General features: G+C 38.6%; 13 protein-coding genes and 1 pseudogene. 6 read left to right on the top strand and 8 right to left on the bottom strand.

From position 1 onward, the window contains the following. The first annotated feature begins 65 nt into the window (after positions 1–65). Both ACFI34_RS00070 and ACFI34_RS00065 read left to right on the top strand, forming a co-directional pair. Positions 66–227 carry a hypothetical protein gene (locus ACFI34_RS00070; protein WP_462671941.1) on the top strand — a complete coding sequence of 54 codons (162 nt, stop codon included), beginning with the start codon at positions 66–68 and terminating at the stop codon, positions 225–227. Positions 228–252: 25 nt separating this feature from the next. After that, positions 253–642 carry a hypothetical protein gene (locus tag ACFI34_RS00065; protein WP_462671940.1) on the top strand — a complete coding sequence of 130 codons (390 nt, stop codon included), beginning with the start codon at positions 253–255 and terminating at the stop codon, positions 640–642. 53 nt (positions 643–695) lie between these two features. Here ACFI34_RS00065 and ACFI34_RS00060 read toward each other — a convergent pair whose 3' ends face one another. Then, positions 696–2,507 carry a protein kinase domain-containing protein gene (locus ACFI34_RS00060; RefSeq protein ID WP_462671939.1) on the bottom strand — a complete coding sequence of 604 codons (1,812 nt, stop codon included), beginning with the start codon at positions 2,505–2,507 and terminating at the stop codon, positions 696–698. A gap of 208 nt (positions 2,508–2,715) precedes the next feature. Between ACFI34_RS00060 and ACFI34_RS00055 the strand changes: the two genes are divergently transcribed. Beyond that, positions 2,716–4,731 (top strand): TonB-dependent receptor, encoded by a 2,016-nt coding sequence (locus ACFI34_RS00055; protein ID WP_462671938.1) that lies wholly within the window; start codon positions 2,716–2,718, stop codon positions 4,729–4,731. 143 nt (positions 4,732–4,874) lie between these two features. Here the strand turns inward: ACFI34_RS00055 and ACFI34_RS00050 are convergent, their stop codons facing one another. Continuing rightward, positions 4,875–5,561 carry an NADPH-dependent FMN reductase gene (locus tag ACFI34_RS00050; protein WP_462671937.1) on the bottom strand — a complete coding sequence of 229 codons (687 nt, stop codon included), beginning with the start codon at positions 5,559–5,561 and terminating at the stop codon, positions 4,875–4,877. Between the two features lie 169 nt (positions 5,562–5,730). Between ACFI34_RS00050 and ACFI34_RS00045 the strand changes: the two genes are divergently transcribed. Continuing rightward, complete coding sequence (locus tag ACFI34_RS00045; RefSeq protein WP_462671936.1) at positions 5,731–7,248, top strand: leucyl aminopeptidase; 1,518 nt, start codon at positions 5,731–5,733, stop codon at positions 7,246–7,248. A gap of 43 nt (positions 7,249–7,291) precedes the next feature. Here ACFI34_RS00045 and ACFI34_RS00040 read toward each other — a convergent pair whose 3' ends face one another. The 3 genes from ACFI34_RS00040 to ACFI34_RS00030 form a co-directional block, all read right to left on the bottom strand. Then, complete coding sequence (locus tag ACFI34_RS00040) at positions 7,292–7,876, bottom strand: lipoyl domain-containing protein (RefSeq protein ID WP_462671935.1); 585 nt, start codon at positions 7,874–7,876, stop codon at positions 7,292–7,294. 136 nt (positions 7,877–8,012) lie between these two features. Next, a complete protein-coding gene (locus tag ACFI34_RS00035) occupies positions 8,013–9,026 on the bottom strand; it encodes a DUF5924 family protein (RefSeq protein WP_462671934.1) in 1,014 nt (337 codons plus the stop codon). A gap of 689 nt (positions 9,027–9,715) precedes the next feature. After that, positions 9,716–10,273: a cytochrome b gene (locus ACFI34_RS00030; protein WP_462671933.1), complete on the bottom strand. Its 558-nt coding sequence runs from the start codon at positions 10,271–10,273 to the stop codon at positions 9,716–9,718. A gap of 276 nt (positions 10,274–10,549) precedes the next feature. On the opposite strand from ACFI34_RS00030, the gene ACFI34_RS00025 reads away from it, so the two are divergent. Further along, positions 10,550–11,137: a transposase gene (locus ACFI34_RS00025; protein ID WP_462671932.1), complete on the top strand. Its 588-nt coding sequence runs from the start codon at positions 10,550–10,552 to the stop codon at positions 11,135–11,137. Between the two features lie 649 nt (positions 11,138–11,786). Here ACFI34_RS00025 and ACFI34_RS00020 read toward each other — a convergent pair. After that, on the bottom strand, positions 11,787–13,106 hold the full coding sequence (locus ACFI34_RS00020) for a S41 family peptidase (protein ID WP_462671931.1): 1,320 nt from the start codon (positions 13,104–13,106) through the stop codon (positions 11,787–11,789). Between the two features lie 201 nt (positions 13,107–13,307). Here ACFI34_RS00020 and ACFI34_RS00015 point away from each other — a divergent pair. Beyond that, positions 13,308–14,529, top strand: a pseudogene (locus ACFI34_RS00015) (IS110 family RNA-guided transposase). A gap of 463 nt (positions 14,530–14,992) precedes the next feature. Here ACFI34_RS00015 and ACFI34_RS00010 read toward each other — a convergent pair. After that, complete coding sequence (locus ACFI34_RS00010) at positions 14,993–15,415, bottom strand: tetratricopeptide repeat protein (protein WP_462671930.1); 423 nt, start codon at positions 15,413–15,415, stop codon at positions 14,993–14,995. A gap of 107 nt (positions 15,416–15,522) precedes the next feature. Further along, the gene (locus ACFI34_RS00005; protein WP_276755083.1) at positions 15,523–16,230 is read right to left on the bottom strand and encodes a hypothetical protein; all 708 of its coding nucleotides are present in this window, start codon (positions 16,228–16,230) and stop codon (positions 15,523–15,525) included. Between the last annotated feature and the right edge of the window lie 158 nt (positions 16,231–16,388).

Here is a 16,388-nt window from a genome sequence, read left to right as displayed (position 1 = left end):
ATTTGCACATTTATTGCACAATTAAAGAATAATATTTTGATCTCTTTATCAGTGAGTTCAAAGTTATGAGTACATCCCTAGTAAATAGTATTTCTAAAAATTCAGTGACAAAATTAAATCTAATTGTGTGCTTTAGTGCAATCTCATCACTTGTTGCATGCGGTGGTTCTGAGCTAAATACTTCAATAAGCGACGTAATAACTGATAGCACAACATGGCACCCTTAATGTTGTCGAAGAGCATGTGTTTGTTGTGTTGTCGCTTCCTTCGTCGTCATTATTAGGCGTTGACGAAAAAAACGATGGGACACTTTCACTTACTGAATTTAATAAATACCGTAATCACATTAGTAAACAGGTTAAAAAACATGTGTATTTGTCTGATCAGCAATATCGCTTTTCGATTGAAGGGCTTTTATTACACCCAGAAATAGCGCACAGCGGTAACAATACATTTGTTGATCAAATTACCATTACAGGCAGATTCACACCCATAATGACAAACAATATAAAATTCAATATTAATTTATTTGCCAATAACCGTAGTAAACAAACTTATAAAATTAACGCTACCAATAAACAGCAACAGCTTATTCATAAATTTGAGCTAGAGCCATTGTCTCCGCATAGTGAGTTTTTTTAATGTTTTAGGCTGATTTACCAAGCCATATAAAACCCATTACAAAAGCTGACACGTTATACGCGTTTTGGGTTTTTAGGAAAGAATTGCTCAGCTTGTTGTGCACACAAATCAAACTCTCGTGTATTTTTATAGGGTAGCTTCATAAAGCCCGCAACGCCCACGTCGGTAATGTTTACAGCATATTGCATTAGTTTATTTAACAAACGTTTAAATTCGGCCTCTTTTGTCGAGTCGAGTAGCCTGTAGTAGTGGTGAATTTTCATTCTGTCGGGCAAGGCTTCAAAAATAATACAACCAGTATGGTGTATTTGGTTTAGCTCAAATACACATTTAATTACTTTTTTAGGAAGTTGTAATTGCTCATCGGGATCTTTACCATCTTCAAAGTATGAATGTGGTCGGGTTATTTCGTTAGCTTTAACGCTCACAACTTCATAATCTAGCTCTGGTAGGCTGTCAAACTTAAATGCACCGGTTCCATCTCGCTCTAATTGAATGGTTTTACGTGCATCAAATAAACAACATTTAAATAGCCCTTTTTGGTTAATTGCTTGGGCTAACATCACTGTATTGTTTATTGAATCTGTAAATGCTTTGCCTAATGACTCATCGTGCATTATTAATGACGACTCAATAAACAACGATTCATCTTTCCAATGAAAACTAAGCCCGCCCACGGCTGGGTATTTCGCAAGCCGGCTTATTGAGGCCAAAAATGCTTTTTCGGTGTCGCCAGTATCAAATAAAAATTCTTTGTAGTATCGGTCTAGCTGGGCATCATTTACATCTAGTAACTGTTGGTTGTGGTCAGCTTGGCGTAAAAACTGTTTACGTGAGCTATAAACTACGGTATCTGGTGCTTCATCGGTACCATACCAAAACGGGATGGCGGCTTTTTGCTGTGTTATTTTAATATCGGGTAAATACGCTTTTGCCATTGTTGGTATATTACGTATAAAGTAATCGCCTGCAGCATCACGTACTGTTTTACTTTTACTGAGCATGCCATCTATAACGTTAGCGAGCTCTTTAGGTAGCCCTAAAGAAATTGCAGGAATAGCCTGCGCGCCAAATCGGCAAGACTGTGCAGACGCTAATGCATATAAAGTTGCTGCAACACCTTGTTCATCAAACCGCGGGGATGATTGCTCACCCGACATTTGCGCTTCGCCGATAAAGTACACATCACCCATACGCGCATTAGTCGTACTTAAATCTCCCGACATTAAATCCATAAAGTTACTGGCTACGGGCTCACCGTTACTGTGTAATTGGGCATATACCGAACTCCCCCAATCAACTAAAGATAAAGCGTCTGTTTGCGCATCCCACACCAAATTTGAAGGTTTTATATCTCCATGCACAATTGGTTGAGCACTTAAGCCATTTTTGTGGTTACTTAAATCAAGTAATACATTACGTAATTTAACGGCTAATGCCATTATTTTAGTCGCGCTAAATCGCCCCTCTTTAAGTGACACTTTTTCAAGGTCTTCTCCCATGGCGCGCGCCATCATTAAAATGCCCTGCTTTTTAATGCGCTCAAACGCATAAAATTTAGGCACCAGCGGATTATTAATTTGTGAAAGCATATACGCTTCGTCTTCAAGACGGTCACGTACACTTTGAGCAAGCGTAATCCGTGAAAACTTAAACACCCAAGGCAAGCCTTTGTCGTCTTCACCTGCAAATACAAACCCAAATGCACCTGAGCCAATCATTTCTACATTTTTATAACCAAGCAAAGTAAGTTGTTTAATACAAATATTAAGCCACTGGCGATGTTTTTTAGCATCACGATGCGACAGCAAATATACGGATTGCTCTTCGTTAATGTAAAAATTTCGAATTTCTTTGGCTTTCAATACAGGCTCTCTAATTATGTGATTACTGGTAAGTTTTAACACGCTGATTATTAGTTTTATATAACGACATTACAATAGCACCAATATAGTTTTCAAACTTAAGCCCTATTTGAATAATAAAACACTCAATGTTGCATCCAAAAGGTTTACTTAGTCGTTTTAATTTAAACAGCACTGAATAGTAAACATAATAGATAGGACTTTAAGGATGAAAACATTAGCAATTTTAACTATCGGCACATTATATAGCGGCTATGGTCATGCCAATATAGAAAAGCTCACTGTGTATGGGCACCGTGATGGTTTAATTGGCGAATCAATCAGTGCCTCTAGCGGCATTATTGGCCAAGGTGAAATTGAGCAGCGCCCAATGTTAAGAAGCGCTGAAATGTTAGAGCTCATTCCGGGGATGGCGGTTACTCAACACAGTGGCTCAGGTAAAGCAAACCAATACTTTATTAGAGGATTTAACTTAGACCATGGAACCGACTTTGCCACCATTATCGATGGTATGCCTATCAACATGCGTAGCCACGGACACGGCCAAGGTTACACCGATCTAAACTTTATAATTCCCGAATCTATTTCTACCATTAACTATCAAAAGGGGTCATATAGCGCAAGCCAAGGTGATTTTTCAAGTGCTGGTAGTGCACAGTTTAAACTGGTTGATAATGTTAAACATCAGCAAATAGAACTAAGTATTGGTGAAGATAACTATAAACGCGCGGTAGTACTTGGCTCAACTAACCTTACAAAAGGTAAACTTATTGCGGCTGCTGAGTGGCAAGGCTACGACGGCCCTTGGGATGACATAAACGAAGACGTGAATAAAAAAAATGCCCTACTACGCTATGTTGGTAAAGCATTTAATGGTGACCTATCAATAAGCGCAATGGCATACGACAACACATGGAACTCAGCCGATCAAATTCCACAGCGTGCTGTTTCGCAAAATTTAATAACACAATTAGGCTCGCTCGACACCACCCTTGGCGGCAGCTCTAGCCGTTATAGTTTATCGGGTAATTGGCAAGGGGAGCATTTGAAAGCCAGCGCTTATGTAATAAATTACGATTTAAACCTATATTCTAATTTCAGTTATTTTTTAAATGACCCAATTAATGGCGATCAGTTTAATCAGCAAGATAGCCGTAATATTTATGGCACCACTTTAAGCTATCAGTTTGAAACTAAAACATCAGGCATAAACATGCAACACACTGCAGGGCTTGAGCTTAAACACGACGATATAGATAACGTTGGGCTTTATAACACTAAAGCCAGAGAGCAGCTAAGCACTGTAAGGCAAGATGCACTAAAGCAAACGAGTTATTCAAGCTTTTGGGAGTCTAAACTTTTATTTACTCCAAAACTAGAAGCAACAGCAGGTGTAAGGTACGACTATTTTGATACAAATGTAACCAGTATTACCGCCGTAAACTCAGGTAAAGCAAGTGATGATTTAATCAGTTTTAAAGCAAGCTTAAATTATCGCTTTACTCAATTGATAGCTGCCTATGCAAATTGGGGGCAATCTTTTCACTCTAACGATGCGCGCGGCTCCACAATAAATATCGACCCAGTAACAGGTGATCAAGCCGGACGGGTCGATCTATTAGTAAAAAGTGAAGGCGCTGAAATTGGATTACGATTTGCTGATGAAAAAAAATATAATATGTCAGCTGCGCTTTGGTGGTTAAAACTCGACTCAGAACTATTGTTTGTCGGAGATGCTGGTAATACAGAGCCCAGTGATGCGTCTAAGCGGTATGGGTTAGAAATGAGTGCGTATTACTGGATCAACGAGCAATTTAATATTGATTTAGAAGCCTCGTTTACACATTCTCGCTTAGATATAAATGACAATAACAATTACATAGAAGGCGCTGTACCCGTTGTAGCAAGTGCTGGTTTAAATTGGCACTTAACTGAACAATGGCAATCATCAATTAGAGTCCGTCATATTGGCAAACGTACATTAACTGACGACGGTGATAAGCGCTCAAACCCGCTAACGGTAGTTAATAGCTCTGTGAGCTATAAGCAAACCCATTGGAAAGTAGACTTTGAATTACTTAACTTATTTAATAGTACCGACCACGATATAGACTACTATTATGCATCGCGTTTACCCGGTGAGCCCGGTCAAGGCGTTGAAGATAATCATTTTCACCCTATTGAGCCTAGAACTGCACGCCTAACACTTAGTCTACTGTTTTAGTATTTATTAACGCAACAGCCATTCTGTATATAAATACAGTGTAGCTGTAAGTGGGTACTTATTTGCTCCATTTCGCCTAACTGGTTTCTCTTCTCTTTGATGACCCAAACAGTACAAATACATATAATTTAAATTACAACAACTTAATTCGTAGTTGCTTTAGGCGCATTTCGCTGCGCGGGATCTGTTTTAAAGCTTGCAATCATTTTATGGGGGTTTTTACATTCAGCCTGTATTTTAGCAGCTTCGGCCCACCATAATAATTGATTAAATGTACGAGAAAAATAGTTAAACCAGGAGTTCTGATCATCATCAGTAGCAAACTCTCCAAGCTCGTTAAACACATCCTGTGCCTTTGGAACATGAATCATCGACGATACTGGTAAACACCCAAGTTCTGATAAAAAAGTGCGCATACCAATTGCAGCGCGAACCCCACCCCACTGCCCAGCAGAATAAGAAACAATCGCACTGGGTTTATACGAAAACAGTGAACTACCAAAATGATTGAGTAGATCAGCTAATGCAGGGCTCATAGAGTGATTATATTCTGGACTGATCATTATGTAGCCATCAGCAGATTTAATTTTATCAGCCAAATTGTTAAGTTTAGCCGGGGCATTTTGCTGTGAATATGCAAAGTGAGGTTTGAATACAGGGTCGTTTGGGTAATCTAACGCATCAATTATTTCAAATTCATGTTCACTAAAGTGTGTCTGCAAACACAATAAACATGCTTTACTTACTCTATTTCCAAGACGCACTGGTTTAGGGGGGGAGCTATCACGCACAGTGCCTAAAAATAATAAAAATTCATAATATAACTCCATGTAAACACTTTGTTTTACATTAAGCCTAGTATCATTCACATGCAAATAAATTTATAACGTATTTTTTATGCCGTTATACGTCGCTCTTAATTGCCGTTTCAGCTTATCGCACTTAACTAAGCACTCAAAAATAGGTAAAAAACAGTTTTAAATTAATCTTAGGTGAACGATGAAACACATAATTAAAGCCTCTCTCTTAACACTGGCACTAAGTGCTAGTTTAAATACACAAGCAGCACAGTTTTCGTTTTCTTCTAAAGTAGCCAGCGACGCACACACATTAATAGTGTTTTATAGCCAAGATGGAAAAAACAACCAATTTAAAAATCTCGACAAACAATTCAATGGTCAGCTACAACGCATCATTGACGTTGAAAATTTTGAAGGTAAATACGCAAAAACAGCACAGCTTATTGCCCCATTAAACAGCAACTACAAACGTATATTAGTTGTTGGAACAGGCAAACAAGACGAGTTAAATAAAGCTCGCATAGCTAAACTAGGCGGAAACATTCACGCTCAGTTAGTTAAATACAAAGCCGATACCGCTAATGTACTATTTGACGATGTAACGGGTGTAGATGCAAACCATTTACTTGCGGCAAACTTTGCACACGGCGCAAACCTGCGAGATCATCGCTTTGAAAAATACAAACAAACTCCTAACACACAAACAGTGACTTACACGTTTGATGTCGACAGCACAAAAAAAACATCTGCAACGTATAAACAATTAGAAAGTATTCAAGCAGGTGTATTTTTGGCACGCGATCTTACCTCTGAAGTTGCAACTGAAATGACGCCGGTTGATTTTGCAAATGCTGCAAAAGAGCTTGAATCATTAGGTGTTACCATTACAATTTTAAAACCAGAGCAACTTAAAGAGCTTGGTATGGGCGCATTAGAAGCCGTTGGTCGTGGAAGCGATCAGGGTGCTCGCTTAGTCGTTGCTCATTATAAAGGCTCTAATGACGCCCCTATAGCGTTAGTAGGTAAAGGTATAACATTCGACTCGGGCGGATATAGCATCAAAACAGGTGACTCTATCGCACGTATGAAATCAGACATGGCAGGCGCTGCTGCAGTGCTTGGAACAGTTAAAGCAATGGCCATGGCCAAAGCCGACAAAAACGTTGTAGCAGTAATGGGCATGGCGGCAAATATGGTTTCGCAGTTTGCAGTAGCCCCTGGCGATGTTGTTCGCACCGCAGAAGGTTTAAGTGTTGAAATACTCAACACAGACGCCGAAGGCCGTTTAGTTTTAAGTGATGCAATGTGGTATGCACGTAAGCACTTTAACCCTAGCATAATGATTGATGTAGCCACGCTTACCGGTTCTAAAATTCGTGCGGTTGGTAACGAGTATGCAGCCGTGTTCTCAAAAGACGACACACTCGTAGATCAGTTAACACTTGCTGGCGAGCAGGTAAACGAAAATCTATGGCGTTTACCATTAGGTTACAAGGATATGCTTAAATCAGACATTGCCGACATAACAAACGTTGGATCTGGCGGGCCAGGCGCAACCACTGCAGCAACGTTTTTAGAGCATTTTGCGGGTGAAACGCGTTGGGTTCATATTGATATTGCAGGTAACGCGTTAGTTAAAAAAGGAAAAGGTGAACTATCACCTGGCGGTACAGGCTATGGTGTACGCTTGTTAAGTGAATGGCTATTAGCTAACTAATTTTATTTTACGCCAAAAGTCCATGCTTTTGGCGTTTACTCTACTAATTAAATAAAAACCGACTCGCTGTTACACCAATAATAATGCCTACCACTAGTACAGCAACCGTATAAAACACCCCTTTACTCTCACCACTATGGCTTACTTCTTGAGGTAGCTGTGCATTGGTGTCTATTGTAGATTCTGTATGTGGCGTATCATTATGTTTATCCAAGCAAGCCTGTTTGGGATCATCAATCGTTGGATCTAGATTTATTATTTCATTATGAATGGGTGTTTCAGTAACTGAGCTCTGAATATCATGGATGTTAATTTGGTCTACGTCGCTGGTGTTACTTTGAAATGCAGGTTTATCACTCAAAGGGAATTGTATTAGCTCCTCGGTTATTTCGTCATATTCAAACTGCATCACCACTTGGTTTGAGCTAACCTGTTCACCTTCATTTATATTTATCTTGGTGACAACTCCGTTAGCCATGGCAACAATTTCAAGAACAACTTTATCAGTTTCCACATCAAGTAATGTGTCATCTTTTTTTACGTGTTGCCCCTCAGTCACATATATTTTTGTAGCCAAAGCAGACATTGTTGGTTCGGGTAAATGAGGTATTAAAACATCACTGTTCATCGTTCTTCCTTGCTTAATAAATGTAATAAGTTTACTAATACAGCCTATCAAGCCCTTTGATAGTTAACAATTATTTTTTGATACAGACAGACTCAATTAATTATTTATGCTTTAGCTTATTTTTATTTAACTTGGTTTAAGGCGTCACCGTAAATTTAGTTAAACCAATTAACTGGCCTGATTCAGTCATGACCTTAACTTGCCACTTTCCTGCCGCGTTTTGTGGAAAATTTACTTTGTGTGTCCATGCTCTGTAACCACTTTTACGCCCACCGCTGATATTAAGCGCTATTTTATCTACCTGCTTTTTATTGTGTGTCCATACATGAAATATCTTTTCGTTTAACCCTCGCGGTGCTTTTACCGCTGTCCATGTATAAAGCCCTTTTGCGTGTAACGAGCGTTCATTTAACGAGTTAATATTTCCTATCGGTTTTTTACTTTGCTCATTTACCTCATGCGCTAATGCAATGCTTGTTAAGTGCAGAGCAGCCGGTGGTACAAAGCTTTTTAATTGCCATATGCCTACACTCAGACTAAATAAAATAATAGCTAAAATAGGTAAGCGCCACCATGGCGCATTAGGCATTAAATTAGTAAGACTAGGTAATGTTAATACCACGGCTATAACTAGCGCAGCAGCTAAACTTTGGCTGGTTGTTAAACTAAACAAAATAGGCAATGTAACAAGTAAAACTACAAACAAAGCAAAATTATGAAACACCGTAAATAGCGTTCTATTTTTAGCTAATTTTTTGTAGTAAAACGGGTCAATAACCGATGCAACCGCACACAATATAATCAGCGATGTAAATACTGCTTGAGGGTGATCCCATTGGGTCACAACTAAAAAAAATGGCAGTGCAAAAAACAAACTCTCTTGCTGAATCATTTGTAATGCAAAACGGGTTACATTGGGTGAAACGCTTACACCAAATCGTTCTTCAACTTTATCACGCAGCCAATTATCTACAATCAACCACAACCAGCTTATAAGTAAAACAACAGCAACAACCTGCGCAAAGGATTCCTTTCTATCAACAAGCACATAACTTGCAACGCCCGATAAAAACGCTAAAACAGCCAATAAGCCCGGTCGTTTTTGCATTGCATTAATAAATTGAGTAATCAACGATTTTATTTTGTTCATTTGTTCGCTTTGTAAGTACCAAATGCACTTTATTATTATGAAGTTAGTTATAACAGATTAGCTAAACAAAAATGAACAGAACATAGATAGGCCAATAATATTTTTAATATTGAGTAACTAAATAAGAGCGCGGGACTATTTTGGTAAAGTGTTTATGAGGCTCAATTACAAATTATGCAAATAAAAATCTATTGTACACTCACAAAACCAACACAGTTTATAAGGACGGTATTAATAACAAATACTCAGGATAAATATAAAGCGTTTTAGCTAAAGCCTTTGAGCAATTAAATCGGTAAATATTGTTTAAACAAAGGCCAAACTAAAAAAACCACGTTATTGGTTTGTGGTAGAGCTTTTTTTAAATTGAGATAGACCCCAAAATAGTATGCCAGTGCCAGCACATGAAAGAAAAAAGAATAACCCCAAACCTAAAGGGGAACCCCAATTTAAAATATGATATAAAAATTCCATACCCTTGCCTTCAAAAATTGAATTTAGCAAACAGTAACCCAATAATTATAAAAATACTAACTAAAGCTTTTAAAGCTAAAAGAGCAACATTTGGTTCTTTGCTGCTAAAGTACTCAAATAGTTTAATTTTAAAACGCAACGTTTAGGAATGTACCAGCTAAATAGCAGTCACCAAACATTAAAGGCAAAATTAAAGCTCGGCTCCGTTCATTTTATTATTTATAGTATTTCGGCAAACGCATTCGCGATAACGTATTATCAGCCAAAACATAATGGTGAAATAAAGCCGCAGCCGCATGTAAGCCTATTACGTAATACCCCACTTCCCCTGCGGTTTCATGTATCTCTTTAATACTTTTAGCAAGTTCAAAGTTTTGAGCGGCCAATGCAGGCAATTCTAAACCAAAAAACGGGATGGGTTTACCTGCTAAACTCAAAATCAGCCAACCAGCTATGGGCATAGCAAACATAAACACATACAGCGCAATATGAACAAATGTAGCTAATTTATTTTTCCACTTTGCAGGCTCAGGGTGTATAGCTGGTACCGAGCCCCCCACTACACGCGCAAGTACCCTCACGCTTACTAAAGCTAAAACCGATAAACCCAACATAAAGTGCCACATTTTAAAGGCATCACGGATTTCGGTGCCTTTATCAAATAATTCGCGAAGTTCAATACTGCCGTAAACAGTGACAATTAAAATAAACATAAGCCAGTGTAAGGCTATAGAGAGTTTATTGTAATGAGTCGCTGTGTTTTTAAAATTCATAATAACTCCTAAAAAACGAATTAAAGTTAAAAGCTCACTTATGCGTATGAGTACATGTTTACAGGCTAACCTTTAATCACTCACTGCTTAATGATCTAAAACATAAAATGAGTTACTAAGTCAGTTCAATGGTTTAATGATTTTGGAATTTAAGTATTAGTTACAATAACTGAGCAAACTTAAAATAAACTTAAATACTAGGCATAAAAAAACAGCAACCTAAAGTTACAGTTTTAAAAAAATCAACATGTGTTTAAAAGTAATAAACCGCTAAAATTGAATGAATTTCTAAGTAGCAATAAAATCAAACAAATGGCCGCTATCAGAAAAGGGGTTGATACTGAGCAGGTACACGCAGACTTTAGCTCAATGAATACAGCACTGTCGGTCATTTCTAATCTCTCATTAATACGCTGTGCTCAACAGCAAATTAATGTGATAGAAAGCGCTATTTTTAAACAAACATCACTCTCCCCTGAGTTTATGGACCTAACCAGTATTGATGGAATTGGGAATGCTTTAGCACTGACCATTATGTTAGAGACAGGCACAATTAAACGTTTTGATGGTCCAGGTAATTTCTCCTCCTATTGCCGCTGCGTTAAAGGTGCAAAATACAGCAATGGGAAGAAGAAAGGCACTACAAATCAAAAGAATGGTAATCGTTACATAGCGTGGGCGTTTACTGAGGCCGCTAACTTTGCCATTCGGTATAACCCAACAATTAAAAAGTATTATCAACGCAAGTTAGCTAAAACAAACCAAGTTATCGCAATTAAAACGGTTGCGCATAAGCTCGCAAGAGCCTGTTATCACGTGCTTAAAGATAATGTCCCAATTGATGAACACAAGGCGTTTACTTAGCGACTATAAAAAATTAGGTTAACGTGTTGAGCTAGTAATGGGGTTGGTAAAACCACTAGATTTGATTGAGCCTACACGTTAACCGCTCATATTTTAAATACTGGATATGCCCAATGTTTGAGCCACAAAGGGGTGGTTATGTTCAAGCATAAACCACAGAATTGTTACAGCGCGGTGTGTAAACACAGCCAGAAACTGGACTGACATTGGTACTAAACGATGACTGAGGCGAAAGCCAAGGACATTAATTAATCATCAATAATGCTTAATTAAACTGCCTAAATTCATATGGCATACTTTATTCAAGGAACGGTGCATATTCACACCAATCGACGTCATTACTAGGTGCGTAGTCATATTTAAATTGAGTTTAAATAATAAAAAACACATGGTTTTTGAAGAAAAAGATCAAGAAAACACAGCTGCCTGCTTGACCGGAACTTTCTAATGGGTGACCCCTTTGGTTCAAATTAATCGTTAAACCAAATTCATAACAAACTGCTCTAATGTGATTACCTAAAGCGGTGAGTGTTATGTCAAACCTTTCAGTCGATTCAAACAAGCCGTAATTGGTTTGACAGAACACATAGAGACCTCTCCTCTGGCTATATTCTCTTATCAGAATGGAGGAGTGATTATTGCCGAATTATCAAAGTTTTTCAGCGAGTATTTGTGTTACAGTTGACAATTGCTGAGATGGTTTAGTAATTATATTTGGTACTGTTGGTTGTCCTTCTAGTCTTCGACCATCAGGCAAATAATAATCGGCAACAGGTAATTGAAGTATCCAGCCATCACCAACACATTGTCTGACTGATGTTAGCATCTTTCCGGCTGTGTTTTGTCCAACTAATATGGCTTTATTATGAAATTGCATCACGGCCGCAAATGCTTCTGCAGCACTGCCAGTTTTGTTGCTTGTTAATATAAAAACCTTTCCATTAAAATCAGACTCGGTTTCTCTAGTTTGAACAGAAATAATGGCATGATCAGCCAGCAGTTGATTGAACTGATCAATACTAATATCTGAGTTTGTCATCTTAGAACGATTAATTTCCTGTTGGCTGGGTGGTGCAGAGTGTTGATTCCACCATTTTCCTGTAACAAAATAACCACCTTGAATACTTTTAGCATTGAATGCTTCAGCTAATTTCATGGCTGAGAGATCACCGCCAGACGCGTCTGTTAAATCAATGATCACATTTTTAATTGCAGACTCCTGTTTGAGCATTGTCATTATTTCACTACCTACATGAAGTTGTTCAAAAAAATGCTTCACAGATACTAAAAGGGTATGTTCATTAAGTCGTTCAAGAGTAATTCCAGCTGTTCGGGGAAGTGGAGTTTGACACTGATCAAAGCGAGATAAGCTGATATGACTTACAGGGATTTCCTTTGATAACACAAAAGCATGCGCCATCAACGCCACATCGTCTTTTGAATGACTTATGCTTTCTTTTAATCCGTTTAGGTAATTGGTAAACCAAGATTCATTAAGATCCTCTGGGTAGTAGTAGTTTCGAACAAAGGTGTCTTTAATTTTGTCGTATAATTGGTCGTAATGGATAGCCTCAGCGGGTTTCCCTGTTGCTGAGATGGTTGCCACTGTTTTATCATTTTTGACCAACTTGATATCTTCTTCTTCCTGCTTGACTGAATCCAGTAAGTCAAACAAAAAGTAACTGCCATTGTTTTGGCTTGACATATCAAGGTGGATCAATTCTCCAGATGATTTGAATGCTGTTGTTAAAGATAGCAGCCAAGTTTTCAAGGGGCCTATAGCCTGTTGCAAAAGACCTTTCTCTGAGATCAGTATATTGTTAACCTGATAACCATTGAATCTATAATCGCCATAGTCTGTTGTTGCTATGTATTGAGCGCCTTTCATTGCCGTGCCCACGTTTGTGTTTACGCAAGCAACCAGTAGCGCGTTAAAAAACAAAATCACCACCAATATTCCTTTTTTCATTTTTTCTCCTAATTAGGTAGTTGGTTGACATCAATGAGTAGGACTTCCGTTTTTATTGTACTCAAATCTATCTGCATAATTTCCTAGCGCTATAGACATAATGACTCCCACACGGTGTTAGCCTCCGCTTTTCGTGGGTTAGCTTAATTCAAAGCCAGAGCCATAATTAGTTTGTCAATTAACTAAACAGCAGAGGCTAACATGAATAAACATAGCATACTTTTAATCGGTCTTGATACACATAAAGAATTCAATGAAGTTGCCTATATTGAAGAACATAGAGGTGCGCAACCTGTTCATCTTGGCCGAGTTTCATCTTCCAAAGTGGCCGTTCAAAAGCTTGTTCGTCAGTTCGAATCGAAATACCCTGGCGCAACACTTCATTTTGTTTATGAAGCAGGCCCTTGTGGTTATTATTCGTATCGTCCATGATACTCACTAAAGCCCGCTTCGCGGTTCAAATTTATTCCCTATAAATTTGTGGATTTACCGATTAATTACCAGCCTTGGCCATTGCTGTTATGTGGTTGCACCTTCTCTTATTCCTAAAAAACCTGGTGAGAAAATTAAAACCGATAAACGTGATGCCCTTAAGCTTGCTAAATTACTTAAGTCTGAAGATTTAACACCTATCGATGTTCCCGAGCCTGAAGATGAAGCTGTACGCGATTTATCTCGTGCACGCGAAGTGGCAATGAAGGACTTAAAAGATGCTAAATATCAATTAAAGGCGCTGTTGCTTCGCAATAATATCAATTACAAAGGCGCTGCGAATTAGTCACAAAAACATTTACGTTGGCTTACTGAGCTAGTGCTACCTCATCCCGCGCAGCACATCGTCTTACAAGAGTTTTCACACACAATTAATGAACGAATAAGCCGACTTGAACGGCTAGACAATGAGCTAACACATCACGTCCATCAATGGCGTTATTACCCAGTGGTTAAAGCAATACAAGCAATGCGAGGTGTTCGTTTGTTGGTCGCCACCGGCGTTGTTGCTGAGCTTGGCGATTTATCGCGATTCGACCATCCCCGTAAATTAATGAGTTATCTCGGTCTTGTACCCAGTGAACACTCGAGTGGTGGCAAACGCCATATTGGCGCCATCACAAAATGCGGGAACGGCCGAGCAAGACGCCTTCTTGTTGAAGGTGCACACACTTATCGGTATGCAGCAAATATATCAACAGATATGCAAAAACGACAAGAAGGTTTACCAAAGGACATTATTGATATTGCGTGGAAAGCGCAGCTTAGGCTCTGCAAGCGCTATAAAAAAATGATAGCTAAAGGGAAACACTACAATCTGGTTGTTACCGCCATTGCCCGAGAAATGATTGCGTACATATGGGCTATTGCAAGAGAAGTGGTACTTACGCCAGTGAATACAAAACTTAGATTGGCAAGAGTACCCGCATGATAAACGAATTAGAGTTAATGCATGGGATCACGCATCGGGTGTGGCACAACCACCGACGGCGTTAGGATGGCAATGCAGCTAACGCTGCATTGAACCACGAACATAGACTGAAGACAGGTGCCATCGGTGACCGCCACAGGACGCACTAAGTAAGGTCTGCTCTGTTACTAGAAATAGTAATAACCAACGACAAAATTGTCAGGAACAATTTTGAACAGCGTAGCTGATTCACGAAAGGCAGGACGCCTGTAGTCATATCAGCAAGATAACCGACGACAATACTTGCTTCATCCTATGTATTAACTCGCTCTAATTCGAGCTAAAGTAATTATGGCTTAAAAAGTTAGGCAAGGATCAGTGCGTTTAACTTGACAGTGGGAGTCATACCAACGCCGCCATAAAAGGCGAGCAACTTGTTGCGAGTCCAGCGCTGAAAGCGCGATTTTTGATGGCCTTGTTAGCACTATTTTACCAGCTTTGGTTTGCTATTGATTATTTTTACCTTTGCTTCTTCGAGGTAAGGTTCAACCGCTTCGCTCCACTCAGGCTTATTATTACGAAGCCCCTCAAATATTTTTTGAGCATCAACCCATTTCTCTTTTCGGTAATAAGCCATAGCCAAATAGTAATTGGCATAGGCATGATTAGGATGTGTTTTAAGGATATCCTTTGCTTCAGCGATAAGCTCGGAAATTTGCCCTTTATCTAAATATTGCTCACCTAAAATTCGGAATCCTTCAGATTTTCTTAGTTCTCGCATATCCTGAATAGCTCCGAGGACTCCCTTTAGTACGGCGGAAGCAAATATAAAGAAAATAGAAAACACCACCAAGATTCCAATTAGAATCCATTTTATAGTTTTCAGTTCATCTAATGATGTGCTCATAACTTTCCTTGAGTGCTAACGCCTCATTCAGAGGCAATAAAATAGCTGGTTAAAATTAGCGAGGCACGAGCAAAAACCAGCTGTTTTTGTTCTGCTGAAATGACTTGTTAGGTATTTTTGCCAATTACAGCAACATTTGACAGGAAATTATTAACTTGTTTTGCCACCTCTAATAATGATTTAGATATAGCTTCTAACTCTGCTTTTTTAACTGTTTCAGAGAAGTTAACATCTTCTTTTTGTTTTTTTGCAACAAAGTCCTGTGTACTAACAACAGACTTTGTAATTATACCTGAGCGTACATCTAGTAATATTGCCTCGACAGAGCAATAAGCTTTAGTTTCATTTGGATCAATAAAACGGTACTTATTGTATGAATTACAAGACGTTCTGTAAGCTAATAATAAGTCGGCTTGAAATCTCGCCGCAGCTTCTCTTAATGTTGGAACCGTTCTCTTCTCAGGTACTAGCATTGCTGGTAAAAATGATGCGTCATATACTTTATTAGATGACCTTAATTCAGAAATAAAACCATCAACTAATGAAGTGGTTAGAGATGTGAAGTCGTTAGAATAAAATTTCCAGTGATTATCTTGGCTTAATTTTAAAATTGCGATTCTATTTTTAGGAGGCAATTTTACTTGGTAATAAAGTAATTCATTAATTTTTTGATCGTTTTCACCAAGTAAAGAATCACTAGCAAGTCCTTTAGGTTTTGAATCATTAGCATAGTAACTACTTGGGCGATCATGTGAGCCTACTGTAGAACAAGCTCCTAGTAATATTGATAACGAGATTATTATAATTTTTTTCATCGACAATCCTTGATTATGGCTCTAAATACCTAACGCCCTAATAATGGGCAAAAAATTGTTGGTTAAAATAAGCGACGCACGAGCAAAAACCAACTGTTTTTGTCCCTTTGAGCGCCTTGTATGGATAATACATCCATCTTAATTACTATTTAAACCCC

The sequence above is a fragment of the Pseudoalteromonas sp. PSi26 genome, from assembly GCF_054960575.1.
The sequence above is the reverse complement of the archived record's forward strand: the minus strand, read 5'-3'. Positions and strand labels throughout refer to the sequence as shown.

Excerpts from the sequence above, each read along its gene's own strand:
- ACFI34_RS00070 (WP_462671941.1), top strand. The coding sequence starts at position 66 with ATGAGTACATCCCTAGTAAATAGTATTTCTAAAAATTCAGTGACAAAA.
- ACFI34_RS00055 (WP_462671938.1), top strand. The coding sequence starts at position 2,716 with ATGAAAACATTAGCAATTTTAACTATCGGCACATTATATAGCGGCTAT.
- ACFI34_RS00050 (WP_462671937.1), bottom strand. The coding sequence starts at position 5,561 with ATGGAGTTATATTATGAATTTTTATTATTTTTAGGCACTGTGCGTGAT.
- ACFI34_RS00045 (WP_462671936.1), top strand. The coding sequence starts at position 5,731 with ATGAAACACATAATTAAAGCCTCTCTCTTAACACTGGCACTAAGTGCT.
- ACFI34_RS00040 (WP_462671935.1), bottom strand. The coding sequence starts at position 7,876 with ATGAACAGTGATGTTTTAATACCTCATTTACCCGAACCAACAATGTCT.
- ACFI34_RS00035 (WP_462671934.1), bottom strand. The coding sequence starts at position 9,026 with ATGAACAAAATAAAATCGTTGATTACTCAATTTATTAATGCAATGCAA.
- ACFI34_RS00030 (WP_462671933.1), bottom strand. The coding sequence starts at position 10,273 with ATGAATTTTAAAAACACAGCGACTCATTACAATAAACTCTCTATAGCC.
- ACFI34_RS00020 (WP_462671931.1), bottom strand. The coding sequence starts at position 13,106 with ATGAAAAAAGGAATATTGGTGGTGATTTTGTTTTTTAACGCGCTACTG.
- ACFI34_RS00010 (WP_462671930.1), bottom strand. The coding sequence starts at position 15,415 with ATGAGCACATCATTAGATGAACTGAAAACTATAAAATGGATTCTAATT.
- ACFI34_RS00005 (WP_276755083.1), bottom strand. The coding sequence starts at position 16,230 with ATGAAAAAAATTATAATAATCTCGTTATCAATATTACTAGGAGCTTGT.